Origin of the sequence: Streptomyces sp. NPDC004542, assembly GCF_040610035.1 — a bacterium.
Classification (GTDB): domain Bacteria; phylum Actinomycetota; class Actinomycetes; order Streptomycetales; family Streptomycetaceae; genus Streptomyces.
Window position 1 is genome coordinate 117,877 of the sequence record NZ_JBEXLP010000005.1, and the last position, 25,282, is coordinate 143,158.

The 25,282-nt window shown below is 71.5% G+C and carries 24 protein-coding genes and 2 pseudogenes; 2 read left to right on the forward strand and 24 right to left on the reverse strand.

Features of this window, described 5'->3' with window-relative positions; translation table 11 throughout:
• Positions 1–122: 122 nt before the first annotated feature.
• The 3 genes from pyrH to rpsB all read right to left on the reverse strand — a co-directional run bounded on the left by pyrH (position 123) and on the right by rpsB (position 3,039).
• Entirely contained in the window at positions 123–881 is a 759-nt protein-coding gene (gene pyrH / locus ABZX30_RS05045) for a UMP kinase (protein ID WP_067010707.1), read from the reverse strand.
• 216 nt (positions 882–1,097) lie between these two features.
• On the reverse strand, positions 1,098–1,934 hold the full coding sequence (gene tsf, locus ABZX30_RS05050) for a translation elongation factor Ts (RefSeq protein WP_355928969.1): 837 nt from the start codon (positions 1,932–1,934) through the stop codon (positions 1,098–1,100).
• A gap of 190 nt (positions 1,935–2,124) precedes the next feature.
• A complete protein-coding gene (gene rpsB, locus ABZX30_RS05055) occupies positions 2,125–3,039 on the reverse strand; it encodes a 30S ribosomal protein S2 (RefSeq protein WP_355928972.1) in 915 nt (304 codons plus the stop codon).
• A gap of 284 nt (positions 3,040–3,323) precedes the next feature.
• On the opposite strand from rpsB, the gene ABZX30_RS05060 reads away from it, so the two are divergent.
• A complete protein-coding gene (locus ABZX30_RS05060; protein ID WP_355928974.1) occupies positions 3,324–3,911 on the forward strand; it encodes a peptidoglycan DD-metalloendopeptidase family protein in 588 nt (195 codons plus the stop codon).
• A 30-nt stretch (positions 3,912–3,941) separates the two neighbouring features.
• Here the strand turns inward: ABZX30_RS05060 and ABZX30_RS05065 are convergent, their stop codons facing one another.
• The 18 genes and pseudogenes from ABZX30_RS05065 to ABZX30_RS05150 form a co-directional block, all read right to left on the reverse strand.
• Complete coding sequence (locus tag ABZX30_RS05065) at positions 3,942–4,499, reverse strand: helix-turn-helix domain-containing protein (protein ID WP_355929117.1); 558 nt, start codon at positions 4,497–4,499, stop codon at positions 3,942–3,944.
• 174 nt (positions 4,500–4,673) lie between these two features.
• On the reverse strand, positions 4,674–5,516 hold the full coding sequence (gene whiG, locus ABZX30_RS05070) for an RNA polymerase sigma factor WhiG (protein WP_355928976.1): 843 nt from the start codon (positions 5,514–5,516) through the stop codon (positions 4,674–4,676).
• 311 nt (positions 5,517–5,827) lie between these two features.
• Positions 5,828–6,988, reverse strand: coding sequence for a DNA-processing protein DprA (gene dprA, locus ABZX30_RS05075; protein ID WP_355928979.1), 1,161 nt, complete (start codon positions 6,986–6,988; stop codon positions 5,828–5,830).
• Positions 6,985–8,610, reverse strand: a complete 1,626-nt coding sequence (locus ABZX30_RS05080; RefSeq protein WP_355928981.1) for a YifB family Mg chelatase-like AAA ATPase — start codon at positions 8,608–8,610, stop codon at positions 6,985–6,987. The genes dprA and ABZX30_RS05080 overlap by 4 nt, the downstream gene beginning before the upstream one ends.
• A gap of 1 nt (position 8,611) precedes the next feature.
• On the reverse strand, positions 8,612–8,986 hold the full coding sequence (locus tag ABZX30_RS05085) for a YraN family protein (protein WP_355928983.1): 375 nt from the start codon (positions 8,984–8,986) through the stop codon (positions 8,612–8,614).
• A gap of 89 nt (positions 8,987–9,075) precedes the next feature.
• Positions 9,076–9,384, reverse strand: a complete 309-nt coding sequence (locus ABZX30_RS05090) for a DUF2469 domain-containing protein (RefSeq protein WP_003965949.1) — start codon at positions 9,382–9,384, stop codon at positions 9,076–9,078.
• 56 nt (positions 9,385–9,440) lie between these two features.
• Positions 9,441–9,965, reverse strand: coding sequence for an NUDIX hydrolase (locus ABZX30_RS05095; protein WP_355928985.1), 525 nt, complete (start codon positions 9,963–9,965; stop codon positions 9,441–9,443).
• Positions 9,955–10,734 carry a signal peptidase I gene (gene lepB, locus ABZX30_RS05100; RefSeq protein ID WP_355928988.1) on the reverse strand — a complete coding sequence of 260 codons (780 nt, stop codon included), beginning with the start codon at positions 10,732–10,734 and terminating at the stop codon, positions 9,955–9,957. The genes ABZX30_RS05095 and lepB (ABZX30_RS05100) overlap by 11 nt, the downstream gene beginning before the upstream one ends.
• Before the next feature lie 255 nt (positions 10,735–10,989).
• Entirely contained in the window at positions 10,990–11,895 is a 906-nt protein-coding gene (gene lepB / locus ABZX30_RS05105; RefSeq protein ID WP_355928991.1) for a signal peptidase I, read from the reverse strand.
• Positions 11,786–12,877 (reverse strand): annotated as a pseudogene (gene lepB / locus ABZX30_RS05110) (signal peptidase I); the annotation flags it as partial. The gene lepB (ABZX30_RS05105) and the pseudogene lepB (ABZX30_RS05110), both read right to left, overlap by 110 nt.
• Positions 12,870–13,568, reverse strand: a complete 699-nt coding sequence (gene lepB / locus ABZX30_RS05115) for a signal peptidase I (RefSeq protein WP_355928994.1) — start codon at positions 13,566–13,568, stop codon at positions 12,870–12,872. The gene lepB (ABZX30_RS05115) and the pseudogene lepB (ABZX30_RS05110), both read right to left, overlap by 8 nt.
• A 45-nt stretch (positions 13,569–13,613) precedes the next feature.
• On the reverse strand, positions 13,614–13,964 hold the full coding sequence (gene rplS, locus ABZX30_RS05120; RefSeq protein WP_061925786.1) for a 50S ribosomal protein L19: 351 nt from the start codon (positions 13,962–13,964) through the stop codon (positions 13,614–13,616).
• 134 nt (positions 13,965–14,098) lie between these two features.
• Positions 14,099–14,932, reverse strand: coding sequence for a tRNA (guanosine(37)-N1)-methyltransferase TrmD (gene trmD / locus ABZX30_RS05125; RefSeq protein ID WP_355928995.1), 834 nt, complete (start codon positions 14,930–14,932; stop codon positions 14,099–14,101).
• On the reverse strand, positions 14,932–15,474 hold the full coding sequence (rimM, locus tag ABZX30_RS05130) for a ribosome maturation factor RimM (RefSeq protein ID WP_355928997.1): 543 nt from the start codon (positions 15,472–15,474) through the stop codon (positions 14,932–14,934). Before rimM ends, trmD begins: the two co-directional genes overlap by 1 nt.
• A gap of 106 nt (positions 15,475–15,580) precedes the next feature.
• Entirely contained in the window at positions 15,581–15,820 is a 240-nt protein-coding gene (locus tag ABZX30_RS05135) for an RNA-binding protein (protein WP_005479813.1), read from the reverse strand.
• Positions 15,821–15,825: 5 nt separating this feature from the next.
• Entirely contained in the window at positions 15,826–16,245 is a 420-nt protein-coding gene (rpsP, locus tag ABZX30_RS05140; protein WP_020942484.1) for a 30S ribosomal protein S16, read from the reverse strand.
• 282 nt (positions 16,246–16,527) lie between these two features.
• Positions 16,528–17,130, reverse strand: coding sequence for a hypothetical protein (locus ABZX30_RS05145; protein WP_355928999.1), 603 nt, complete (start codon positions 17,128–17,130; stop codon positions 16,528–16,530).
• Between the two features lie 374 nt (positions 17,131–17,504).
• Positions 17,505–17,855: pseudogene (locus ABZX30_RS05150) on the reverse strand (proline--tRNA ligase); the annotation flags it as partial.
• Between the two features lie 199 nt (positions 17,856–18,054).
• Between ABZX30_RS05150 and ABZX30_RS05155 the strand changes: the two are divergent.
• Complete coding sequence (locus ABZX30_RS05155; protein WP_355929002.1) at positions 18,055–18,888, forward strand: methyltransferase domain-containing protein; 834 nt, start codon at positions 18,055–18,057, stop codon at positions 18,886–18,888.
• A 111-nt stretch (positions 18,889–18,999) separates the two neighbouring features.
• On the opposite strand, the gene ftsH is transcribed toward ABZX30_RS05155, so the two are convergent.
• The 3 genes from ftsH to ABZX30_RS05170 all read right to left on the reverse strand — a co-directional run bounded on the left by ftsH (position 19,000) and on the right by ABZX30_RS05170 (position 25,257).
• Positions 19,000–20,934: an ATP-dependent zinc metalloprotease FtsH gene (gene ftsH / locus ABZX30_RS05160; protein ID WP_355929004.1), complete on the reverse strand. Its 1,935-nt coding sequence runs from the start codon at positions 20,932–20,934 to the stop codon at positions 19,000–19,002.
• 114 nt (positions 20,935–21,048) lie between these two features.
• Complete coding sequence (gene ffh, locus ABZX30_RS05165) at positions 21,049–22,602, reverse strand: signal recognition particle protein (RefSeq protein WP_355929007.1); 1,554 nt, start codon at positions 22,600–22,602, stop codon at positions 21,049–21,051.
• 207 nt (positions 22,603–22,809) lie between these two features.
• A complete protein-coding gene (locus ABZX30_RS05170; protein WP_355929010.1) occupies positions 22,810–25,257 on the reverse strand; it encodes a [protein-PII] uridylyltransferase in 2,448 nt (815 codons plus the stop codon).
• Positions 25,258–25,282 lie beyond the last annotated feature (25 nt).

The following is a 25,282-nucleotide window of genomic DNA, read 5'->3' on the forward strand; positions in this document are numbered from 1 at the left end:
CTTGAGTAGGCCCGGCTGCGGTTCCTTGTCGGCGGCGGCCGGCTGCGTCGCGTCTTCTTCCTGCACGGTTCCCGACCGGCAGGACATTGTCCATCCCTCGGTCAGGTCCCGGGGCGGTCCGGTCAGGCCCGGCTGCCCTGATCACCCACCAGCGTGCCGATCTTCTCACCCTTGACGGCCCGTGCGATATTCCCCTCGGCCAGCAGCTCGAACACGAGGATCGGCAGCTTGTTGTCACGGCACAGGGTGATCGCGGTGGCGTCGGCGACCTTGAGGTCGCGGGTGATGACCTCGCCGTAGCCGAGGGCGTCGAACTTCACGGCGTCAGGGTTGGTCTTGGGGTCGGAGTCGTAGACCCCGTCCACGCCGTTCTTGCCCATGAGCAGCGCCTCGGCGTCGATCTCCAGGGCGCGCTGGGCGGCGGTGGTGTCGGTGGAGAAGTACGGCATGCCCATACCGGCGCCGAAGATGACCACGCGGCCCTTCTCCAGGTGGCGCACGGCGCGCAGCGGGATGTACGGCTCGGCGACCTGGCCCATGGTGATGGCGGTCTGGACCCGGCTGTCGATGCCCTCCTTCTCCAGGAAGTCCTGGAGGGCGAGGCAGTTCATCACCGTGCCGAGCATGCCCATGTAGTCCGAGCGGGCGCGGTCCATGCCGCGCTGCTGGAGTTCGGCGCCGCGGAAGAAGTTGCCGCCGCCGATGACGACCGCGATCTCGGCGCCGTCGCGCACGACGGCCGCGATCTCGCGGGCGATCTTGTGCACCACATCGGGGTCGACGCCCAGGCCTCCGCCACCGGAGAAGGCCTCTCCGGACAGCTTCAGCAGAAACCGGCCGCGTACTTTGCCGTCGTCGCTCTTCTGGGCCTTGGTGGTCATCGGGATCCCGCCTCTGTTACGTGGTGCACATGCGAAGAAGGCCACTGCCGGTTGGGTTCGCTTTTCGCTCCCATGCGCGGCAATGGCCTCCTCGTCAGATCTGCTGCCGTCCGCCACATGCCTGGGTGTGGCGGTGTGCGCGGACGACTGCTGTCGACCCTATCGAGATTTCCCCGAGGATTTCTCCGTGGGTCGCGCGTCGATCACGGTACGGACTCAGATGCCGACCTTGATGCGCGTGAAGCGCTTCAGGGTGACACCGGCCTCGTCCAGGATCTTCTGGACGGGCTTCTTGTTGTCCAGGGCGTACGGCTGGCCGAGCAGCGTGGCGTCCTTGAAGAAGCCGTTCAGGCGACCCTCGACGATCTTGGCGATCGCGGCCTCGGGCTTGCCCTCGGCGCGGGTGGTCTCCTCGGCGATACGGCGCTCGGACTCGACGACCTCGGCCGGCACGTCCTCCTTGGAGAGGTACTTCGGCGCGAAGGCGGCGATGTGCTGGGCGACGCCCTTGGCGACCTCGGCGTTCGGCTTGTCGAGCTCGACGAGGACACCGATCTGCGGGGGCAGGTCGGGCATCGTGCGGTGCATGTAAGCGGTGACGTAGCCGTCGGAGAACTGCGCGAAGCGGTCCAGGACGATCTTCTCGCCGAGGTTGGCGTTGGCCTCGTCCACGAACGCCTGGACGGTCTTGCCGGCCTCGATCTCGGAGGCGAGCAGGGCCTCGAGGTCGGCCGGGGAGGTCTTGGCGACGTGCTCGGCGATCGCGGTGGCGACGGCCTGGAACTTGTCACCCTTGGCGACGAAGTCGGTCTCGCACTTGAGCTCGACCAGGACACCGGAGGAGTTGTCGTCGGCGATGATGGAGACCACGGCGCCGTTCTCGGCGGAGCGGCCCTCGCGCTTGGCGACGCCCTTCTGGCCCTTGATACGGAGCGCCTCGACGGCCTTCTCGACGTTGCCCTCGGCCTCGTCCAGCGCCTTCTTGCAGTCCATCATGCCGGCGCCGGTGAGCTCACGGAGCTGCTTGACGTCGGCGGCGGTGTAGTTCGCCATGAGTCTGTGAGTCTTTCTCGAAGTCTTGGGCTCGAAGTCTTGGGAGATCGGAGATCTGCACGGTCTGCGATCCACATGCGTAACGCGGACCGCGGACTCGGTGCTGACCTACGGGTGAACGGCGGGGGCGGACTTCACCGCGCCGGAGGCGCTGTCGGATGCAGTACCGCCCCCGCCGTCAACGCTGAGGTCAGGCCTGCTCGCCCTCGGCGGCCGGGGCCTCGGCGGTCTCGGCGGCCTCGGCGGCCTCCGCGGCCGGAGCCTCGGCAGCCGGAGCCTCGGCGGCGGGGGTCTCGACGGCGGCCGGGGCCTCCTCCTGGGACTCGGCCTTCTTGTCTCCCTCGAGCAGGTCGCGCTCCCACTCGGCGAGCGGCTCGCCGGCGGCCTTCTCGCCCTTGTCGCCGGTGGCGACGCGGGAACGGGAGATGAGGCCCTCGGCGACGGCGTCGGCGATCACACGGGTGAGCAGGGTGACGGAGCGGATCGCGTCGTCGTTGCCCGGGATCTTGTAGTCGACCTCGTCGGGGTCGCAGTTGGTGTCGAGGATGGCGACGACCGGGATGTTGAGCTTGCGGGCCTCACCGACCGCGATGTGCTCCTTCTTGGTGTCCACGATCCAGACGGCGCTGGGCACCTTCTGCATCTCGCGGATACCACCGAGGGTCTTCTCCAGCTTGGCCTTCTCGCGGGAGAGGACCAGCAGCTCCTTCTTGGTCAGACCGGAGGACGCGACGTCCTCGAAGTCGATCTGCTCCAGCTCCTTCAGGCGCTGCAGACGCTTGTAGACGGTGGAGAAGTTGGTGAGCATGCCGCCCAGCCAGCGCTGGTTGACGTAGGGCATGCCGACGCGGGTGGCCTGCTCGGCGATGGCCTCCTGCGCCTGCTTCTTCGTGCCGACGAACATGACCGTGCCGCCGTGGGCCACGGTCTCCTTGACGAACTCGTAGGCGCGGTCGATGTACGACAGCGACTGGAGCAGGTCGATGATGTAGATGCCGTTGCGCTCGGTGAAGATGAAGCGCTTCATCTTCGGGTTCCAACGACGGGTCTGGTGACCGAAGTGGACGCCGCTCTCCAGCAGCTCCCGCATCGTGACGACGGCCATGGCCGTATCTCCTTGAATTTCTCGGTTGTGCCGCGGATGCCGGACGGCTCCCGCGCCTGACGCCCGCGACGCGCCGTTGCCACATGAGGACCGAGGGGCGCTGATACGAACGGACCGTCGCCGGCCGCGCCTCGTATCGGGGCGTGCGAAGTCGACCCGGTGACCCGGATCGCCACAAGAAGTGTACGGGACCGGCGGGGCACCGGGTGACGCCGCTGTCCACAACCGGTGAGTTGTCCACACGTCCCGGCCACGCCCGGCGGGGACGCGGGACGGTTTCCCCCATGCGAGCGCAACGACGTGCGGGCCTGGGCCTGCTCCTGCCGGCGACCCTGACGGTGACCGTCCTGACGTCCCTGGCCTGGGCCGAAGCCCCGGCTCCCCCGGCCCCTGCGGCCCCGCAGGAACCGGTGCCGGCGATCGGCCGCGCCTGGCCGGTGGGCACGCGCCCGGCGGTGGTACGCGGCTGGGAACCTCCGGCGACGGTGTACGGACGCGGCCACCGGGGCGTGGACCTGGCGGCCCCGGCCGCTGCTCCGGTGCGGGCGGTGGCGGCGGGCCGGGTGTCCTTCGCGGGACGGGTGGCGGGACGGGGCGTGGTGTCCGTGGAGCTGACCGGCACCGGCCTGCGGACGACGTACGAGCCGGTGACGCCGTCGGTCCGGACGGGGGACGAGGTGGCGGCGGGCGAGGTGGTCGGCAGCACGGAGGCGACGGGCGGCCACTGCGCGGGCGGCTGCCTGCACTGGGGCCTGCTCAGGGGCGGCACCTATCTGGACCCGCTGTCCCTGCTCCCACCGTGGCTGCTGCGCAGGGGCCCGTCGAGGCTGCTGCCGGTGCTGGGCGTCCCGCTGCCCGCACAGCCGGCGTAGCCACAGGCGGTCGGCACCGCGCCGGGCGGCTCAGCCCCGCACACCCCGCAGCGCCATTCCCACCGCGGCGTCCGTGATCGCCCCGGGGTCCTCCGCCGCGCCGAGCTCGATCCGCCGTACCGCCGCGTCCACGACGCCCTGGAGCAGCATGGCCGCCAGCCGGGGCTGTGCGTGCCCCATCTCCTCGAGCGCCCCGACGATCATCGCGACGAGCCCGCCGTGCGCCGCCCGGATCTTCTCCCGCGCCCCCGCGTCCAGCTCGCTCGCCGAGAACGCCACGACGGCCCGGTGCCGCCGGTCCCCCACCAGGGCCAACTGCCGGCGCACGTACGCCTCGACCTTGCCCTCGGGTGTCTCCGCCCGCTCCATCGCCGCCGACACCTCGGCCGCCCACACCGGGAAGTCGGCCTCGCACAGCTCCTCGACCACGGCGGCCCGCGACCGGAAGTACTCGTACACGGACGACCGCGCCAGCCCCGTCCGTTCGGCGAGGGCCGGGAAGGTCAGCGCCTCCGTCCCGCCCTCGGACAGCAGGGACCGTGCCGCGTCCAGCAGGGCGGCTCGCTGCATCGACCGGTGCTCGGCCACGGAGGCCGCTCGAATCCTTGGCACGTCGACCACTTTACGGACGCGCCCCGGCCAACGGGAGGAGACTCGGGCCCCGCCATGTGGATCATCCGGCGTCGCGGGGTCTGCCTAGGGCCTGTCTGACAATTCCCGTCTGCCGCGCTCCGGGCGACGACGGGAATTGTCAGACAGGCCCTAGCGCCCGAAGCTCGCCAGCTTCGCCCGCAACTGCAGTACCGACTTGGTGTGGATCTGGCTGACGCGGCTCTCGGTGACCCCGAGCACGTTGCCGATCTCGGCGAGCGTGAGCCCCTCGTAGTAGTACAGCGTGACCACGGTCTTCTCCCGCTCGGGCAGCGTGTTGATCGCCCGCGCCAGGAACCGTCGCAGCTCCCGGTCCTCGGCCACCTCCACCGGGTTGTCCGCGGCGGTGTCCTCCAGCGTGTCCATCAGGCTCAGCCGCTCGCCGCCCTCGCCCCCGGCGTGCAGCATCTCCTCCAGCGCCACCACGTTGGCCAGCGACAACTGGCTGAAGACCGCGTGGAGTTCGTCCACCTCGATGCCCAGCTCTGCGGCCACCTCCGGCTCGGTGGGGGTGCGTCTGAGCCGTGCCTCCAGCGTGGCGTACGCCCGTTCGACGTTCCGCGCCTTCTGCCGCACCGACCGAGGGATCCAGTCCAGGGCGCGCAGTTCGTCGATCATGGCGCCGCGGATCCGGGTGATCGCGTACGTCTCGAACTTGATCTCCCGGTCGATGTCGAACTTCTCGATCGCGTCGATCAGCCCGAAGACCCCCGAGGACACGAAGTCGGCCTGCTCCACATTGGGCGGCAGACCGACGCTCACCCGCCCCGCCACGTATTTCACCAGCGGCGAGTAGTGCAGGATCAGCTGCTCCCGCAACCGCTCGTCCCCCGTCGCCTTGTAGGACCGCCACAGCTCGTCGAGCGTCGAGGGAGCGGGCGGCCGCACGCTGCCACCGTCGCGGGCGGCTGGAGGGATCGCCGCCCGGTCGGACCCGGAGGTGTGCTGGGGCATTCGTCGCCTTGTGCCGTTCTGCCGTGAAGTGCCGTGAAGTGCTGTTACCGAGTGGAGTGGTGAAGGAAGGGCTGACTGGGTGAGGTGCCGGTCTGGTGTCGAGTTGCAGTGGTCTGCGCAGGAGTCTTCGTGAGCGTAGCGTGACTGAGGTGTCGCGGTGCGCGAACAGCGAGCCTCACCCCCCGTGGGGGCACCCGCGGTGACGCCTCCCGGTACACCGGACACCTCGCTCTGGGTGACCGATGGAGTGCGCCAACTCCGCGGAAACCCAAGGGCGTCGGGGATTCCCCCGGACGGACGAACACGCTCGGTCAACATCGAGGGGGACCGTCCTCGACCGGAGAGATCGCCTGGCGTGTCAACTTCCAGCCATCGCCGTGTCGTTCGACGTAACCAAGTGCCCGGAGTTCGTACAGCCTGGCGATCGCCTCGTCCCGCGTGGTCTGCGCGCCGCACGCGATCTCCCCGGGCGGGGCCGGCCGGTGGGCGGGCAGCGCGGCGAGGACACGCCGGGCGCCGGGCTCCAGCAGGTCGCGCGGGAGTACCGGGCCGCGCCGCACCGGGGCCAGCTCGCCGATGTCCCCGACCAGCTCGACGACCTCCGCCGCGTCGGTGACGAGCACCGCCTCCCCGCGCAGCAGCTCGTGCACCCCCGCCGAGAGGGCGCTGGTGACGGGCCCGGGCACGCCCATGGTGAGCCGCCCCAGGCGCTGCGCCGCCCGCGCCGTGACCAGGGCTCCGCTGCGGTAGGCGGCTTCCACGACCACGGTGCCCCTGGTCAGCGCCGCGATCACCCGGTTGCGCAGGATGAACCGGCTCGGCGTCGGATGGTCACCGGGCGGCAGCTCGCCGATCACGAGCCCCTGTTCCGCGATCCTGCCGATCAGCCGGGCGTGTCCGCGCGGGTAGGGCCGGTCGACGCCGCAGGCCAGGACGGCGACGGTGGCGCCGCCCGCGCCGAGCGCGCCCCGGTGGGCGGCGCCGTCGACACCGTAGGCGCCACCGGAGACCACCACCCAGCCGCGTTCGGCGAGCCCGGCGGAGAGCGTGGCCGCCGCATGCGCGCCGTACTCGGTGCAAGCCCGGGCGCCCACGACGGCGACCGATCTGAGCGCCCACATTCGCAGGCCGGCCGGGCCGCGCACCCACAGCCCCAGGGGCCGGGCGTCCTGGAGGTCGTCGAGCTGGGCCGGCCACTCGGTGTCCCCGGGGCACACGAAGCGCACGCCGGCCGCCTGAGCGACCTCGAGGTCCCGCTCGGGCCCGGCCCGCCCGGCACGGGCCCGCAGCCCCGCCCAGCGCGTGCCGCTCACTCCCGGCAGCGGCTCACCGCCCTCCCGCAGCCGCCGGGCGACCTCTCGCACCCCGTACTCCCGCACCCAGCGGCCACCGGTCTCGTCGCCGGGTTCCAGGACCCGGGAGAGGAAGACCCGGCACAGCCGCGCGCCGTGCGGATCGTCCGCCGGGCTCACGTCGGCGCTCCGATGGCCATCGGCACGCCCCGCGGCACGCCCGTGCGCAGTTGCAGGGCCAGGGCGACGTCCGCGGCGTCGGGCCGGTCGTGGCCGACGAGGTCCGCCACCGTCCAGGCGACCCGCAGCACACGGTCGATCCCGCGGGCGGTCAGCACGCCCCGCTCCAGGCTCCGTTCGGCATCGTCCATGGCGCCGCCCGCCGCCCGCCAGCGGCTGCGCAGCTCCCGGCCCGGGACCTCGCTGTTGGTCCGCCACGGGGTTCCGGCCAGGCGCACGGCGGCCCGTTCCCTGGCCGCCCGGATCCGGTCGGCGACCGTGGCCGTGGACTCGCCGCGCGCGCCGGGCTCGGTCAGCTCGGCCCTGGTGACGGGGTCGACCTCGACCCGCAGGTCGACCCGGTCGAGCAGCGGGCCGGAGAGCCGGGCCTGATAGCGGCGGATCGCCCAGGGCGGGCATTCGCACAGCGTGTCGCGCCGCGAGAAACGTCCGCAGGGGCAGGGGTTGGCCGCGAGCACCATCAGGAATCTCGCCGGGAACCGCACCACGCCCGCGCTGCGTGCGATCACGACGTGCCCGGACTCGAGGGGCTGCCGCAGCGCGTCGAGGGTGTGGCCGTGGAACTCCGGCGCCTCGTCGAGGAAGAGCACTCCCCGGTGGGCGAGCGAGACGGCACCGGGCCTGGCCATGCCCGGACCGCCGCCGACGAGGGACTGCATGGTGGCCGAGTGGTGCGGGGCGCAGTAGGGGGCGACGTCGATGAGGGGTTTGCCCGGCGGCAGGAGTCCGGCCACCGAGTGCACGGCCGTCACCTCCAGTGAGTCCTGCCGGCCGAGCCGGGGCAGGACGGCGGGCAGCCGCTCGGCGAGCATGGTCTTGCCCGCGCCGGGCGGTCCCTCCAGGAACAGGTGGTGTCCGCCGGCCGCGGCCACCTCCAGCGCCGTGCGCGCCGAGGTCTGGCCCACGACGTCGGCGAGGTCGTGACCGGGCTCGTGCCGGTCGGCGCCGATGCCGTGCATCCCGGTGGCCGCCGAGGTGCCGGGCACGCGCAGTCCGGCCAGGAGGGGGTCGGGGCGTCCCGGGTCCTCCGGGGCCTCCTCGGGTACGGGTTCGTCCGCCAGGACGGCGATCAGCTGCCGCAGGCTGCGGATGCCGAGCACCGAGACACCGGGCACCAGGGAGGCCTCCGCGGCGGCACACTCCGGGACGACCACCTGCTCGTACCCGGCGTCGGCCGCGGCCAGCACGGCGGGCAGGATGCCCCGGACCGGGCGGACGCGGCCGTCCAGTCCCAGTTCCCCGATCATCACGATGTCGGAGAGGACCCGGGGGTCGATCCGCTCGGCGGCGCCGAGCACCGCGCAGGCGACGGCCAGGTCGAAGCCGCTGCCGGCCTTGGGCACCGAGGCCGGGCTGAGGCCCACCGTGAGTTTCTTCTGCGGCCACTCGCCGCCGGAGTTGACGACCGCCGCCCGCACCCGGTCCCGGCTCTCCGTCAGGCTCTTGTCGGGCAGGCCGACCAGGGTGAACGCCGCGACGCCCGGTTCCAGGTCGGCCTGCACCTCGACCACCACGCCGTCGACGCCCACCAGCGCCACGGAGCACGTACGCGCGAATCCCATGTCAGGCCACTCCCCGTACGTGCTCGACCACGGGTGCCCCGCGGTCGGGGAGCAGCACGCCGACGAGGTCGATGCGGACGCCTCCCGGTGGGGCGCCCCCGTGCGCCTGCGCCCAGCGCTCGGCCAGTGCGCGCAGGCGCTCGGCCTTGGCCGGTGTGACCGCGGCCGAGGGGTGCTCGAAGGCGGCGTTCCGGCGGGTCTTCACCTCGCAGACGACCAGGACGTCTCCGTCCCTGGCCACGATGTCGATCTCTCCCGTCCTGCCGCAGCGCCAGTTGCGCTCCAGGACGGTCAGGCCGGCCTCGCCCAGCCGCCGCGCGGCCAGGTCCTCGCCGTACTTGCCCGTCGCACTGCGTTGTGCGTTGCGTGTCCTCATGTCGGCACCACCTTTCGGTGCCAACGATGAGGGCGGCTCCGCCAGCTATTGGATCTTGGTGGACGAGTTCGCGACTGTGGACAACTCCGTCACCCGCCCGGGAGCTCCAGGTCACTCTTGTTGAGCTCCTCGATGTTCACGTCCTTGAACGTGAGCACGCGGACCTGCTTCACGAAGCGGGCCGGTCGATACATGTCCCAGACCCAGGCGTCCGCCATGGACACCTCGAAGAAAACCTCACCCTGGACCGAGTGCACCTGCATCTCGTAGTCGTTGGTGAGATAGAAGCGCCGTTCGGTCTCGATCACGTATTTGAACAGACCGACGACATCGCGGTACTCCCGGTAGAGCTTCAGCTCCATCTCGGTCTCGTACTTCTCGAGGTCCTCGGCGCTCATGGCATGTTCCCCTTCAGCCGTGCGATCCCACCATTGTGCGCCAGTCCCGCGGGCCCCTAGACGATTTCCGGGGCAAGGGTCACGGGCCTGGCCGGGGGACCTTCGTCGAGCAGCCTGCGAAGGAGCTCGGCGAGTCTGGTCGGATACACCGTCTCATGTGCCCGGGTCAGTTCCCGGCACGTCCACCAGCGTGCTCCCACGACGCTGCGCCGCTCCAGTTCGGTGAGGGCCGCCGCGCGGGTCGCGGTCTGGGACGTACGGGCCAGGTAGTACCACTCGTCCTGGTCCCAGCGGCGGCCGGCGAACGGGAAGGAGCACACGCGCCGCCACAGCACCGGGCCGAGTTCGACCTCGGTGATGCCGGTCTCCTCGGCGAGTTCCCTGAGCGCGGCCTCTTCGCGCGTCTCACCGTCCTCCAGTCCGCCGCCGGGGGTGAACCACCAGTCGTCGGCCGGGTCGTCCGGCTCGTGACCGTGCAGGAGCAGGATGCGGTCGTCGGGGTCGAGCAGGATCACCCGGGACACCTTGCGCAGGGAGGCGTCGGGGGATTCCGAGCCCGGCTGCGCGGTCTCAGCGGGCACCGACGGGCTCCGTGCGGGCCCGGGAGCGGCCCCCCAGCCGCTTGGCGACCGGGCCGTAGGCCGCTCCGCCCAGGATGAGCACGGCGCCGCCGCCGATCAGCAGGACGATCGTGCGCAGCGGGCCGGGCCGGGAGATGTCCCCGAGGGCCTCGAAGCCGGTGGGGCGCTTGAGCATGCCGTTCATGGGCCAGACGACGGCGTCGACGCGGGCGGAGACGGCGCTGCGGGCGACCGTGCCGCCGGCCGCGTCGGCGAGGTGGGCGGTGGAGTCCAGGGAGCCCTGGCGCTCGTCGCCGAGGAGGAAGAGCCGGCCCTGCGGCACCTTCACGGTGGGGAAGTCCTTGGTCTCGGCCAGGCTGCCCCTGGGCAGGTAGGGCTCGTCGATCTGCTTGCCGTTGACGGTCAGCTTGCCGTCGGTGCAGCAGGAGACGGTGTCGCCGCCGACCGCGACCACGCGCTTGACCACCTTGGAGTTCGTCACCCAGGTCTTGTCGACGAAGACCACGACGTCGCCGCGCCGGAGCTCACCGCCGTCGACGCGCTGAGCGAGCACCCGGTCCCCCGCGTCGATCGTCGGCGCCATCGAACTGGTGGGCACCGTGTACGGCCGGTAGACCAGCGCCACCCAGGCGAACCCTCCGAGGAACAGCACCAGGCCCAGCGCCACGACCGCTCCGGACAGCCGCTGCCCGAGCCGGCTGCCCACCTCTGCCGCTCCTGTGCTCCCGCCGCTGTGCGGGACCGTACGCGTCGCGCTCTCGCCACCCATGGACCCGCACCCTACCCGGCGGTACCGAACAGGGGCAGCCCCCTCTTCCCGGCCCTGGGCGTCAGGCCGTACCGCAGCTCCAGGAGCCCCAGTAGCCCCAATCGCCGCCCACGCAAGACGCTCGGCCGGGATACCCCGGCCGAGCGTCTTCGTGATCTACTCACCACCTGGAACCAAGTGGTGTGGCGACGACCCCTTGGACCCAAGACCTCTCCGTCCGCCCCCGGGGCCCCGCCGTGCGCGGCGGCGGGCGCGTCAGGGGTTCAGCCCGCTCTGGTCGAAGGTGTCGGGCACGGGCAGCGTGCCCCAGCGGTTGATCGGCCAGGCCTTCACGATGGCGCGTCCGACGACGTCCTTGACCGGGACCATGCCGTGGTACTCGTCCTGGTTGTAGCGCGAGTCACGCGAGTCCTGCCGGTGGTCGCCCATGACCCAGAGGTAGCCCTTGGGCACCTTGACCTTGAACCGGCCGCCCGAGTCGTCGTCGGTGCAGGGTGTGTTGCCGGGGTAGACGTACGGCTCGTTCAGCGCCTTGCCGTTGACCGTCAGAGGACCGGTCCCCTGGCACTCGACCGTGTCTCCACCGACCCCGATCACGCGCTTGATCAGGTCCTTCTCCTCCGCCGACGGCATCAGGCCGATCCAGCTGAGCGCTTTCTGGACGACATTCTGTTCGGGCGTCGGCTCACCCCTCAGCCAGTTGCCGGGGTCGTGGAAGACAACGACCTCACCGCGTTCCGGCTCGGAGCCGAACCACGGGGTCAGCTTGTCGACCAGGACGCGGTCACCCTGCTGGAGGGTGTTCTGCATCGAGTCGGACGGGATCGAGAACGCCTGCACGAGGAAGGTCTTGATCAGCAGTGCCAGCACCAGCGCAATGCCGATCAGGATCGGCAGCTCCTTCCAGAAGGAGCGGGGCTTGTTCGGCCGGGGCGCCGAGCCGCCCGGCCCGCCGCCGTCCTCGTTCGGCTGGGACGGGCCTCCGGACGCCGTGCCGTCGCCATTCGACCCCGAGGGCGATGCCGTACCGTCCCCGTCCGCTCCAGAGGCGTTCCCGGAGGTCATCGCGCCGTCCGCGGCGGGGACATTGTCTTCCACGGGTTGCTCGCGATGCTCCTCGCCGTCGTGCCCGAACCGCGAGCCAACCGCTACATCCCCCACGCCAACTCCTCACTCTCTGCCGCCGCCTGCCCCATAGCCGGTGCAGGCCCACCACTCCCATAACGAGCGGGAGTTCCGCAGGGGTCGGGAGCTTGGTCATTGCCTTCGGACCGTCGTGAGCAACCCTATGCGACAGCGGAGGAGCCGCAGCCACCCCCGACACGGGGTCGGAGACACCGGAGAAGGTTTTTGGTTCCTCCAGGCGCGTCCAGTGGCCGAGGGGCCAGCCGATCCACATGGCCCGGCCCACCACCGAGTCCTCGGAGACGGTCCCCTTGTACGGCGTGTTCTGGTGGTAACGGGAGTCGGCCGAGTTGCCCCGGTGGTCGCCCATGACCCACAGCCGCCCCTTGGGGACGGTGATGTCGAACTGCATCAGGGAGGGGGCGTTGCCCGGGTACAGGTAGTCCTGTTCGGTCAGGGGCACACCGTTGACGGTCACCCGGCCCTGGGCATCACAGCACTTGACGTGGTCGCCGCCGACCGCGATGACCCGCTTGATCAGGTCCTTCTCGTTGGAGGAGGGGAGCAGGCCGATGAAGGTGAGGCCCTCCTTGACCTGTTTGACGACGATGGGGTCGTCCTTGGTCGAGGAGGTCTGCTCGTCCTTGAGCCAGCCGCCCGGATCGTGGAACACGACGACGTCGCCGCGCTGCGGCTTGGAGCCGAACCACGGGGTGAACTTGTCGACCAGGACGCGGTCGCCGATCTGGATCGTCTGCTCCATGGAGCCCGAGGGGATCACGAACGCCTGGACGAGGAAGGTCTTGAGCACGAGCGCTATCAGCACGGCCACGCCGACCAGGAGGGGGATCTCCCGGACGGCGTTGCGCCTGCGCTTGCGCTTGACCTTGCGCTGCAGCTTGCGCCGCTCCGCGCGCGTGCGCCCGCCGGACGGAGCGGCGGCGCGGCGGGAGCCGGTGGGCAGCAGGTTGTCGGCGGGGCCGCTGGGCACACCGCGCGGTTTGCCGCGGTTACCCATGGGCGCCCTCCGCGGCGGGCACGCGCGCGTAGGCGGCGGGACGCTTCAGGTGGCTGAGACGGCCGGACGGCCACACGATCCAGTCGGCCCGGCCGATCACCTCCCCGACGGGAACCATGCCCCCGCCGGGCGAGCCCAGGTGGTCACGGGAGTCGCGGGAGTCACTGCGGTGGTCGCCGAGGAGGAAGAGCGTGCCGTCGGGCACCGCGACGTCGAAGGGGACGGCGGACGGGCCGTCCCCGGGGTAGAGGAACGCCGTCTCGTCGACCGACCGGCCGTTCACTTGGATCCGCCCCTCCTTGTCGCAGCAGACAACGTGGTCTCCCCCCACACCTACAACGCGCTTGACGTAGTCGCCGTCCCCGAAATACCCGGTGCCGTCGAACACAACCACATCGCCGCGCCGCGGCTGGGCACCGAAACGGTATGCCAACTTGTTTACGAGAACGCGGTCCCCGATCCTCAATCCCTGTTCCATGGATCCGCTGGGAATCTGGAATGGCTGGACCACGAAAGCGTTGAGGACGAGCAAAAACACCAGGCAGACGAAGACGGTGAGGCTGAGCCACCCGCCCGGCAGCCGGTCGGTGATCCGCGACACCAACGCGAAGCGCGACCGTCCCTCCGTACCCCTGGTGTCTTCGGGGCGGGAGGAGCGGTCGCGCTCGGCGGGCTGTGCTTCGGTGTCCATCGGGGCCAGATGCTATCCGGCCTCGCTGTGACGTCCGGGAGGCGCTCAGCTCTCGCGCTTCTCCTTGATCTTCGCGGCCTTGCCGCGCAGCTCGCGCAGGTAGTACAGCTTGGCGCGGCGCACGTCACCGCGGGTGACGAGCTCGATCTTCTCCACGATCGGGGTGTGCACCGGGAAGGTGCGCTCGACGCCGACGGAGAAGGAGACCTTGCGGACCGTGAAGGTCTCGCGGACACCGGAGCCCTGGCGGCGGATCACAACGCCCTTGAACTGCTGCACACGGGAGCGGTTGCCCTCGATGACGCGGACGTGGACGTTGACGGTGTCACCCGGGCGGAAGGCCGGGATGTCGCTGCGCAGCGACGCGGAGTCGACGGTGTCGAGCAGGTGAGACATTTCGTCTGCTTTCTTCGCTGATGCCACAGGTCATCAACGGGAGCTAGGTGTTCACAGGGGGTGCTGCGCGGTCGGGGCGGGCGTCGTCTCCCCCTGTGGCAGGGGCGCGCGCCGGACGGACGCACAACAGCGGCCTATTCTTCCACGCCTGCTGTCCTGCGCCAAAATCGGCCGTACGGCTCGCCGTCCGGGTCCGGGGACCAGCCCAGGATGGAGAGCATCTCGCGGTCCTTCTTGTCGAAGGCCTTGGGATCGCAGCGCTCGATGAGGTCGGGCCGGTTCGCCGTCGTACGCCGCAGGGCCTCGTCCCGGCGCCAGCGAGCGATCCTGCCGTGGTGGCCGCTGAGCAGCACGTCCGGGATGTCGCGGCCGCGCCACAGGGGCGGCTTGGTGTAGACGGGGCCCTCCAGGAGGCTCGCCATCGCGCCGGGCGCGAAGGAGTCGTCCCGATGGGACTCGGCGTTGCCGAGGACGCCGGGCAGCAGCCGTGCCACGGCCTCCGTGACGACGAGTACGGCCGCCTCGCCGCCGGCCAGGACGTAGTCGCCGATGGACACCTCGTACACCGGCATCCGGGTGGCGTACTCGTCGATGACGCGCCGGTCGATGCCCTCGTAGCGGGCCGGGGTGAAGACCAGCCAGGGGCGTTCGGACAGTTCGACGGCCAGCTCCTGGGTGAAGGGGCGGCCGCTGGGGGTGGGGACGATCAGCGCGGGGGCGCGGGAGCCCGTCTCGTAGCCGTCGGCCAGGACGGAGTCGAGGGCGTCGCCCCAGGGCTCGGTCTTCATGACCATGCCGGGGCCGCCGCCGTACGGCGTGTCGTCGACCGTGTTGTGGCGGTCGTACGTCCACGCACGCAGGTCGTGGATCCGCACGTCCAGCTGCCCACGCGCGCGTGCCTTGCCGACGAGGGAGACGTTCAGCGGTTCCAGGTACTCGGGGAAGATCGTGACGACGTCGAGGCGCATTACGCCTCTTCCCGCGACGAGGCGATCTCCGCGCGGTCGTCGATCAGCCCCGGGGGCGGTGCGATGACCGCGCGCTGCTCCTCCAGGTCGATCTCGGTGACGATCTCCGCGACGAACGGGATCATGACCTCGGTCCCGTCCGGGCGCTCCACGATGAACAGGTCCTGTGTCGGCAGGTGCGAGATCTCGGTGATCCGGCCGACCTCCGTCCCGTCCTCGGTCACCACGTCGAGGTCGATGAGCTGGTGGTCGTAGTACTCGTCCTCCTCCTCGGGGAGCTCCTCCGGATCGACCTCGGCGATCAGGAGGGTGTTGCGCAGCGCCTCGGCGGCGTTGCGGTCGGCGACGCCCTCGAAGCGCAGGAGGAGCCGGCCGCTGTGCACCCGGCCGGCCGCGATGGTGAGCGGCCCCGCGGAGGCGGGGTCCGTGGTCAGTACGGCACCGGGTCCGAGCCGGAGTTCCGGCTCGTCGGTACGGACCTCGACGGTGACCTCGCCCTTGATGCCGTGGGCGCGGCCGATCCGTGCGACTACCAGCTGCACTGTGCTTGCTCTCCTGTCGGAACGACGAGCCGGCGGACGGCTCATACGACTGCGGGCCGGGGACGGCCCGAAGGCCCTCCCCGGCCCGAGCCGGTGCTGCGAAACGTCAGCGGACGTGGTCCACGTCGACGAGGTCGACGCGGACACCGCGGCCGCCGATGGCACCCACGACGGTGCGCAGGGCTCGCGCGGTGCGGCCGTTGCGGCCGATCACCTTGCCGAGGTCGTCGGGGTGCACCCGGACCTCGAGCACGCGCCCGCGACGCAGGTCGCGCGAGGCGACCTGCACATCGTCAGGGTTGTCGACGATGCCCTTCACGAGGTGCTCAAGCGCCTCTTCGAGCATGCTGCTCAGGCCTCGGTCGACTCGGACTCAGCCGCGGCCTCGTCCTTCTTCTCAGCCTTCTTCTTCTGGGTGATCGCCTCACCCTTGCCCTCGTCGTCACCACCGAGAGCCTCGAACGACGGACGCGTGGCCTTCGGCTCGGCGACGAGCAGCGGCGCCGGGGCGGGCTCGCCCTTGAACTTCTGCCAGTCGCCGGTCTTCTTCAGGATGGCGAGCACGGGCTCGGTCGGCTGCGCGCCGACACCCAGCCAGTACGCCACGCGGTCGGCGTCCACCTCGATGACCGACGGGTTGTAGGTCGGGTGGTACTTGCCGATCTCCTCGATGGCCCGGCCGTCACGGCGGGTACGGGAGTCGGCGACGACGATGCGGTAGTGAGGCGAACGGATCTTGCCCAGACGCTTCAGCTTGATCTTGACTGCCACGGGAGTGGGTTCTCCTGGATTTGACGTGGTTGGGCACGGCGGAACTGCCGCGTGGGGTTGCGGTACCCGAGTGCCCGACGGACGCGTCAGCCGGAGGAGAGAGGGGTCCTGTGCGGCTGTCGAGTACAGCTAGCCATTGTGCCATACCCGGCGGGTCGCTCTCGGCCGAGGGGGGAGGGTGCGCCCGGGCATGCCAGAGCGGCACCCGGCGCGGAGGTGAGGTACGTCGGGTGCTCGTCCGGCGCGAGGGCCGGGTCACGGCTGCCACGAGCAGCCGTGGCCTCAGCCCGCCGCGACCCCCACGACCTCGGGGATCCGGAACGGCTTGCCGCAGCCGCCGCACACGATCGGGGCCTGGGCCAGGACCGAGGGCACCACCCGGACGTTGCGGCCGCAGTCGCAGACCGCCTTGACGCGGACGCCGCCGCCGGAGGAGCCGTGACGGGCGGCCGGACCGCGGAACGTACGGGCAGTGTCGGCGGATGTGGCCGCCGTGTGGGCCTTCAGGGCGCGCTGCAGGCGCTCGATGGTGGGCCGATAGCGCCGCTTCGCCTCGGGGTTGAGCGTGACCAGCGAGAAACCGCTGCTGGGGTGCGGCTCGTCGGGGTGGTCCAGGCCCAGCTCCTCGGCGATCGCGAGGAATCGGCGGTTGTGGTAGCGGCCGGCGCGGGAGGTGTCGCGGATTCCGCGCGCGGCGGCGATGCCGTGGACTGCTTCGTGCAGCAGTCGCTCGAAGGAGAGCTCGTGACCGCAGGCGGACGACGACTCTCCGATCAGGGACTCTGGCGCGGCAAGGTCCGGCAGCTCGGGGTGGTACCGCTGAATGTCGGCCCACGCCTGTGCCAGCTCTGCGGCGAGAACAGGTGGTGTCTGTGTCGTGCTCACGTAATGACAACGAGCCGGGGTGCCGCTGTGTTCCGATTCCGGGGCATCCCAAATAATTTGCACGTACCCGTCAGTTGCCGCTGATGCGTCCTGACGAGGGCGGGTGCGCTGATCTGCGGAGAAGCAGCACAGCTCCGCCCAAGCCGGTGCGTAGCCTGACGTACGACCCGGTTCGTCCATGATGTCCCCGCTCCGGGCCGCCCGTGATCCGCGGCGGCGCAAGAGACGTTTCGGTCGCTCTCCCGCCGGAAGGGCCTCATCCCGTGGGCGGCGCTCGGCGCGAAAGGCGAGGCCGAACTGGCCGAGCACGCGGTGACCGTACGGTGTCCGGTCGCCGAGGACGGGTCGGTGCCGGACGACGAGGACGCGCCGGGGTTGATGATCATCTCGGAGGTCGGCCGGACCACCGCCGGCTCCTCGAGCTCCTTGCCGCCGCCGTGCGTGACCACCGCGAGTTCGGGCGCGAACCCCTCGACGTGGTCGGCCTCCCTGGTGAGGTACGACTGCGGGATGAGCAGCGGGAAGTACGCGTTCTGGGCGCCCGTGCCCTTGATGCGGGCGTCCATCTCCGCCTGCGTCCGCTCCCACAGCCCGTACCCGTACGGTCGGATGACCATGGTGCCGCGCACCGGACCGTTGTCGGCCAGTTCGGCCTTGTTGATCAGATCCTGGTACCACCGCGGGAAGTCGTCCGCCCGCGGCGTGAGAACGGGTGCCTTGGCCATGGCGAGATGCTACGGGCTCACGTTGCGAGGATGTGAATTCTCGCCACTGGCGCAGGGAAGGCACAAGGAGGGGCCCACCGGCACTGGACGACACCGCGAGCCGGGAGTTACCTGACATACGTGGAAAGTGCGAGCGCACGGCACGGGGGCCACGCAACCGGGCACAGCGGCAACTCTCTGCGGATGGGGGCGCTTACCTATGACACCTACGCTCGTGCGACAACACCTGTTGCACGCGGGGCCGGCACCCCATGTGAACCCGTGCGCACGCGCGCGTGACTGGTCCGAGATTCAGGAGCGGATGCTGGTCCCGCTCTACGAGGCCGTCTACGAGCGACTTGAAGTGGGCCCGGGCACACGGCTGCTGGGCCTGGGCTGCGGCTCCGGACTCGCCCTGCTGATGGCCGCCTCCAGAGGGGCCGTGGTCGTCGGTGTCGACTCCTCCCCCGAACGGCTCGCCCTCGCACGGCAACGCCTGCAGCCGGACGGCTGGACCACGCGCGCGCGTGCCCGCACCCGGATCGTCGCCGGCTCGCTCCGGGACGCGGCCGACGCGGACGCCCCCGCCTACAACCTCGTCACCGCCTTGGACCCCGTGGGCTCCCTGGCGACCGGCTCCGCGGACCTGGGCGAACTGCTGGCCGCGGCGAGCCCGCTCTGCGCGCGCGGGACGCCCGTGGTGCTGGCCGGCTGGGGCCCGCCGGAGCGCTGCGCCACGGCGACGGTGCTGCGGGCGGTCACCCGGCCGGCCCGCTGGCTCCCCGCCCTGCGCGACGACCTCGAGGAGGTCGCCCAGCGGGCCGGGCTGAAGCCGGACGGCTCGGGCCGGGTCGCCTGCCCCTTCGGATACGCCGACCTCGACAGCGCCGCCCGCGGCCTCATGTCGACGGGCCTGCTCGACAGCGTGATCGCCGCGACGGACCGGGAGCGGGTGGACAAGGAACTGGCGGAGGCGCTGCACCCGTACCGGCGGGGGGACGGCACCGTGTGGATGCCGAACATCTTCCGGTACCTGATCGCCCGCGTCCCCTAGGCCGGCTCCCGTCGCCCGTCCTTCGCCACCCGGCCCCCGTCGCCCGTCCTTCGCCACCCGTGCTTCGCCCGCCCGTCCTTCGGCGATAGCCCTTCGACGATCGCCATGTCGTCACTCGTCCTTCGCCAGGCGGGTGATCCCGGCGATCCGGTAGGCGTCCGCCTCCTCCAGCGTCTCGTGCTCCAGCAGCGCCTGGGCGAGGGCGTCCAGCCGCCCGCGGTGGTCGAGCAGCTTCCGGCACGCCTCCTCGTAGCACTCGTCGACGATCCGCCGCATCTCGCCGTCGATCACGTCGAGGGTGTGCGGGGCGGCGGCGAGCCCGTACGCCTGCTGGGCGTCGCTCGGGAGGGCGGAGAGGCGGCCGACGCGCTCGCTCATCCCCCAGCGGGCCACCATCCCGCGCGCGATGTTGGTGACCTGTTCGAGGTCGCTCTCCGCCCCCGTGGTGACGACCCCGTAGACCACCTCTTCCGCCGCCATACCGCCCAGGGCGCCGATGATGCGGCCGCGCAGGTACTCCTCGGAGTGCGCGTACCGCTCCACCTCGGGGGTCGACATGGTCACTCCGAGCGCCCGTCCGCGCGGCACGATGGTGACCTTGCGGACGGGGTCGGCGCCGGGTTGCAGCATGCCCAGCAGGGCGTGGCCGCTCTCGTGGTAGGCGGTGCGGCGGCGGTCCTCCTCGGGCATGATCAGGGTGCGTTCGGCGCCCAGCTGCACCTTCTCCAGGGCCTCGGACAGGTCCGGCTGCGTCACCTGTTCCTGCTTGCGCTTGACCGCGAGCAGGGCGGCCTCGTTGGCGAGATTGGCCAGATCCGCACCCGTCATGCCCGGTGTGGTGCGGGCCACCTGGGCCAGGTCCACGTCCGGGGCGAGCGGTATCCCGCGGGTGTGGATCCGCAGGATGGCCTCGCGTCCCCCGCGGTCCGGCGGGGAGACGTTGACCACCCGGTCGAAGCGGCCGGGCCGGGTGAGCGCCGGGTCCAGGATGTCGGCGCGGTTCGTCGCCGCGATGACGACCACGCCCTCCGATCCGGAGAAGCCGTCCATCTCGGTGAGGATCTGGTTCAGCGTCTGCTCGCGCTCGTCGTGGCCGCTCACCGAGGCGCCGGCGCCCCGGGCCCGCCCGATGGTGTCGATCTCGTCGATGAAGATGATCGACGGGGCCACCTTGCGCGCCTCGCCGAACAGCTCGCGGACGCGGGAGGCGCCGACTCCCACGATCATCTCGATGAACTCCGAGGCGGAGGCGGAGAAGAACGGCACGCCCGCCTCACCCGCCACGGCCCGCGCCAGCAGGGTCTTGCCGGTGCCGGGCGGTCCCGCGAGGAGCACGCCGCGCGGCATCTTCGCGCCCATCCTGCGGTAGACGTCCGGGTGCTCCAGGAAGTCGACGACGTCGTCCAGCTCGCCCTTGACCTCGTCGATGCCGGCCACGTCGGCGAACGTGGTGCGCTGGGTGCCGGGCCGGAGTTCGACCGGCTTGGGCGGTGTCTTGCGGCCGAGCATGCCCCCGGCGCCCCCCAGGCCGCCCGCCCCCAGCCGCCGTGCGAAGAAGATCCACACCGCGGCCAGCACCACCAGCGGCGCGAGGGAGAGCAGCAGGTTGGACAGCAGGCTGCGCTGCTGCACCACCGGCTGTGCGGTCACCGTGACGCCGTGCCGGCTCAGGCTCTGCCAGAGGTTGTCGTTCGCGAAGGCCGGGCGCTGCGTCCTGAACGTGGTGTACTGCCCGCCGCCCTCGGGGTTGCCCCGGGCGCTCTTGAGCTGCCCCTGGATCGCGTCGCCCTTGGAGTAGATCTTGGCGACGTTGCCCGCGCCGACCTGCCGGCTGAACTCCGTGTACGAGATCGTCGGCTCGTTGCCCTGGCCGAGGTAGTTCAGCCCCACGTACGCCAGCAGGAAGACGACGACCGCGGTGACGGCCAGTCCCCACCACCGACCACGCGGTCTTCTGCCACCGGGCCGCCGCGGCGTCTCGTCCGGTGTGCCCTCGGTGCGCCACGGGCGGTCGGGGGCCCTGGGGGGTGGCGCGGCATTGCTCATATCTGGACGTTACGGCACACAGCGGGCCATGGCACGTGCTGAGGGCGCCTCCTCCGGGGGAGGGGCGCCCTCGGTGCCGTACGGCGTGGGCGCGGGTCAGCCCATGAACGTGTGTCAGCCCATGAACTTCTTGAACTCGTCGGGCAGTTCGAAGTCCTGCCCGGCCTGCTGGCCCGGCAGGCCGAAGGCGCCCGCGCCCGGGGCGCCGGCGGCGCGACGGGCGGCCGCCTGCTGCTCCTGCTCCTTGCGCTTCATCGGGTTGCCGGAGCGCTGCTTGCCCTTGGCCTTCTTCGGCTGCTTCCTGGCCCGGCCGGGGCCGCCGCCCATGCCCGGGATCCCCGGCATGCCCGGCATGCCGCCGCCCTGGGCCATGCGGGACATCATCTTGCGGGCCTCGAAGAACCGCTCGACGAGGTTCTTCACCGCGCTGACCTCGACTCCGGAACCCTTGGCGATACGGGCGCGGCGCGAGCCGTTGATGATCGTCGGGTCCTGGCGCTCGCCCGGGGTCATCGACTTGATGATCGCGGCCGTGCGGTCCACGTCCCGCTCGTCGATGTTGTTGATCTGGTCCTTGATCTGGCCCATGCCGGGCAGCATGCCGAGCAGCTTGCTGATGCTGCCCATCTTCCTGACCTGCTCCATCTGGGCCAGGAAGTCGTCCAGGGTGAAGTCCTGGCCCTTCTTGGACGCCAGCTTGGAGGCCATCTTCTCGGCCTCTTCCTGGCTGAACGTCTTCTCCGCCTGCTCGATCAGGGTGAGCAGGTCACCCATGTCGAGGATGCGGGAGGCCATCCGGTCCGGGTGGAAGGCGTCGAAGTCCTCGAGCTTCTCGCCGTTCGAGGCGAACATGATCGGCTTGCCGGTGATCTGGCGGATCGACAGGGCCGCACCACCGCGGGCGTCGCCGTCGAGCTTGGAGAGCACCACGCCGTCGAAGCCGACGCCGTCCCGGAAGGCCTCCGCGGTGTTGACCGCGTCCTGACCGATCATGGCGTCGACGACGAAGAGGATCTCGTCAGGGCTTACGGCGTCCCGGATGTCCGCGGCCTGCTGCATCATCTCCTGGTCGATGCCCAGGCGGCCGGCGGTGTCCACGATCACGATGTCGTGGACCTTCTGCCGGGCGTGCTCGATGGAGTCCTCGGCGACCTTCACCGGATCGCCGACACCGTTGCCCGGCTCCGGCGCGTACACCGCGACGCCGGCCCGCTCGGCGACCACGCTGAGCTGGTTCACGGCGTTCGGCCGCTGGAGGTCGGCGGCGACCAGCAGGGGCGAGTGGCCCTGCTCCTTCAGCCACTTGCCGAGCTTGCCCGCGAGCGTGGTCTTACCGGCACCCTGGAGGCCGGCGAGCATGATCACGGTGGGCGGCTGCTTGGCGAAACGCAGGCGCCGGGTCTCACCACCCAAGATCGTGATCAACTCATCGTTGACGATCTTGAGGACTTGCTGGGCCGGGTTCAGCGCGCGGGAGACCTCGACGCCGAGGGCACGCTCCTTGACGTTCTTGATGAACGTGCGGACGACGGGCAGGGCCACGTCGGCTTCGAGGAGCGCGATGCGGATCTCGCGGGCCGTGGCGTCGATGTCCGCCTCGCTCAGCCTGCCTTTGCCGCGGAGGTTTTTGAAAGTCGCGCTGAGGCGGTCGGAGAGAGTATCGAACACGGCGGCTTCGGTCCTCGGAGTCGGGGGCGGTCTGAGCGTCTTCAAGGGTATCCGGCCGCGCAGGAAACTCGTCCTCGCCCGCCGGATTCGGCGGGCGAAGACGGAACCCCGCGGCGGCGGGGAGGCGTGCCGCCTCGGAAGGCCGGCCCGGATCATCCCCGCAACGACGGGGGCCACGGCCGGTGAACGTACGACACGCCCGCCGGGTCACGCCCGCAGCGTGTCCTCCAGCATCCGCGCCACCGAGGCCGCCTCCTCTCCCGGCAGGGGCGCCCCCTTGGGCGCGGTGACGTAGAAGGCGTCGACGGCGTTGGACCCCAGGGTCGACACATGCGCGCTGCGCACCCGCACGCCCGCCTCCTCCAGCGCCCGCCCGATCCGGAAGAGCAGTCCCGGGGCGTCCTGGGCGCGGACCTCGATCACCGTGGCGTGGTGGGAGGCGGCCGGGGCGACCGTGACCCGCGGGGGCGGGGCCACCCAGCCGCGGCGGCGGGGGTAGGCGGCGTCGCGTTCGGCCAGGCGGGTGGCGATGCCGAGGGTGCCGTCGAGGGCCCGTACGAGATCGGCGCGCAGCCGGGCCGCCTGGGGCAGGGAGCCGTACTCCGCGGCCACCCGCCAGTTCAGCAGCAGCACCGAGCCCTCCGCGAAGCCGTCGGGCAGCTCCAGGGCGCGCAGTTCCGCGGTGCGGACGGTCAGGCGGTGCATGGCGAGGACGCCGGCTACGGCGGGCAGGACGCCGGGCTGGTCCGGCACCGCGATCAGGAGCTCCACGCCGAGGGGCTCGGGTTCGCCGGGCGGTTCCTCGCCCGGCGGCTCGGTCTGGGCGCGCAGTGCGAGGACCGGCCCGCCGGTGCGGAAGGCCTCGACGGCGAGCCGCTCCTGCTCGGCGGTGGGCGCGGCGGCCTCGGGTTCGTCGGGGGCGTCCCCGGCGAGGACGGCACAGACCCGCTTGACCAGGTCGGCGACGAGGGAACCGCGCCAGGAGGACCAGGCGGCCGGACCGGTGGCCAGCGCGTCGGCCTCGGTGAGCGCGTGCAGCAGTTCCAGCGTGCTCTGGGTGCCGACGGCGTCGGCGACCGAGCGGACGGTGGCCGGGTCCTCCAGGTCGCGCCGGGTGGCGGTCTCGACCAGCAGGAGATGGTGGCGTACGAGGGCGGACAGCACGGCCACGTCGGTGCGGTCGAAGCCGATCCGGGTCGCGACGTCCTTGGCGATGATCTCGCCGGCCACGCAGTGGTCCCCCGGCCAGCCCTTGCCGATGTCGTGCAGCAGCGCGGCGACGAGGAGCAGGTCGGGGCGGCTGACGCGGCGGGCCATCTCGGAGGCGCGGACGGCGGTCTCGATCAGGTGCCGGTCGACGGTCCAGATGTGCACGGCGTTGCGCTGCGGACGGCAGCGGACCCGCTCCCAGTCGGGCAGGAGCCGGGTGATCAGGCCTTCCGCCTCCAGTGCCTCCCAGACCTCGACCGTCGGGCGGCCGGAGCCGAGCAGGGTGACCAGCTGCTCGCGTGCCTCGGCGGGCCAGGGCGTGGGCAGCGGGCGCGCCTGGGCGGCCATGCGCCGTACCGCGTGCAGGGAGAGCGGGAGGCCGGCCTGGGCGGCGGCGGCCGCGGCACGCAGCGGGAGCACGGGGTCGCGTTCGGGGCGCGCGGCGCGGGCGAGCACCACCTCGCCGTCCTGTTCCACGACCCCCTCGGCCAGCGGAGACCGCTCGGCGACCGGCTTGCCACCGCCCAGGATGGCGCGCAGCCGCGGCCGCACGGCGCGCGCCCGCAGCACGCGTCCCACTTCGCGCCAGGTGACGTCGCTCGCGTACGAGATGATCCGTGCGGCCTCGTACACCTGGCGCAGCAGGGTGTCGGCGTCGAGCAGCCCGAGCTCGGCGGCCACCTGGTCCTGCTCCTGAAGCGCCAGCCGGTCGGTGGCCCGGCCCGTGGCCAGGTGCAGGGCGTCCCGTACGTCCAGCAGGCGCCGCCGGGCGTCCGCGAGGCCCTCGCGCGGGGCGTCGGCCAGCCAGGAGGCGGCGACCGCGCGCAGGGCGGTGGCGTCGCGCAGACCGCCCCTCGCCTCCTTGAGGTCGGGCTCCAGCAGGTACTGCAGTTCGCCCTGGCGTTCCGCGCGCTCGGCGCACAGTTCCTGGAGCTCGGGGAGACGTTTCGGCGCCTGGTTGCGCCAGTCGGCGAGCACTGTCGTGCGCAGCCCGGCGGTGAGGCCGAGGTCACCGGCGAGGTGGCGGGCGTCGAGCAGGCCGAGCTGGACCTTGAGGTCCTCGCCGGCCGTCCTGCGGGCCTCGGCCGGGGTGCGCACGGAGTGGTCGAGGGCGAGCCCGAGGTCCCAGACCGGGTACCAGAGCCGGTCGGCGAGGGCGGCCACCGCCTCGGTGTCGGCGCCGTCGTGCAGCAGGAGCAGGTCCAGGTCGCTGCGCGGGGACAGCTCGGCGCGCCCGTACCCGCCGACGGCGACGAGGGAGACGCCCCTGAGTCCGCCGGACGCCGCGGTGAACAGCCCCGACAGCCAGTCGTCGGTCAGCTCGGCGAGGGCGGCACGGCGCGGCGGCCCGGACCGCGCCCCCTCACCGAGGAGGCGCAGCCGGGCCGCCGCGTAGCCGCTGGGTCCCGGGTCATCCGCTTCGTTCCGCATGTCCGTACTCGTCACCCAGCCGCTCCTGACCGTATGCAGA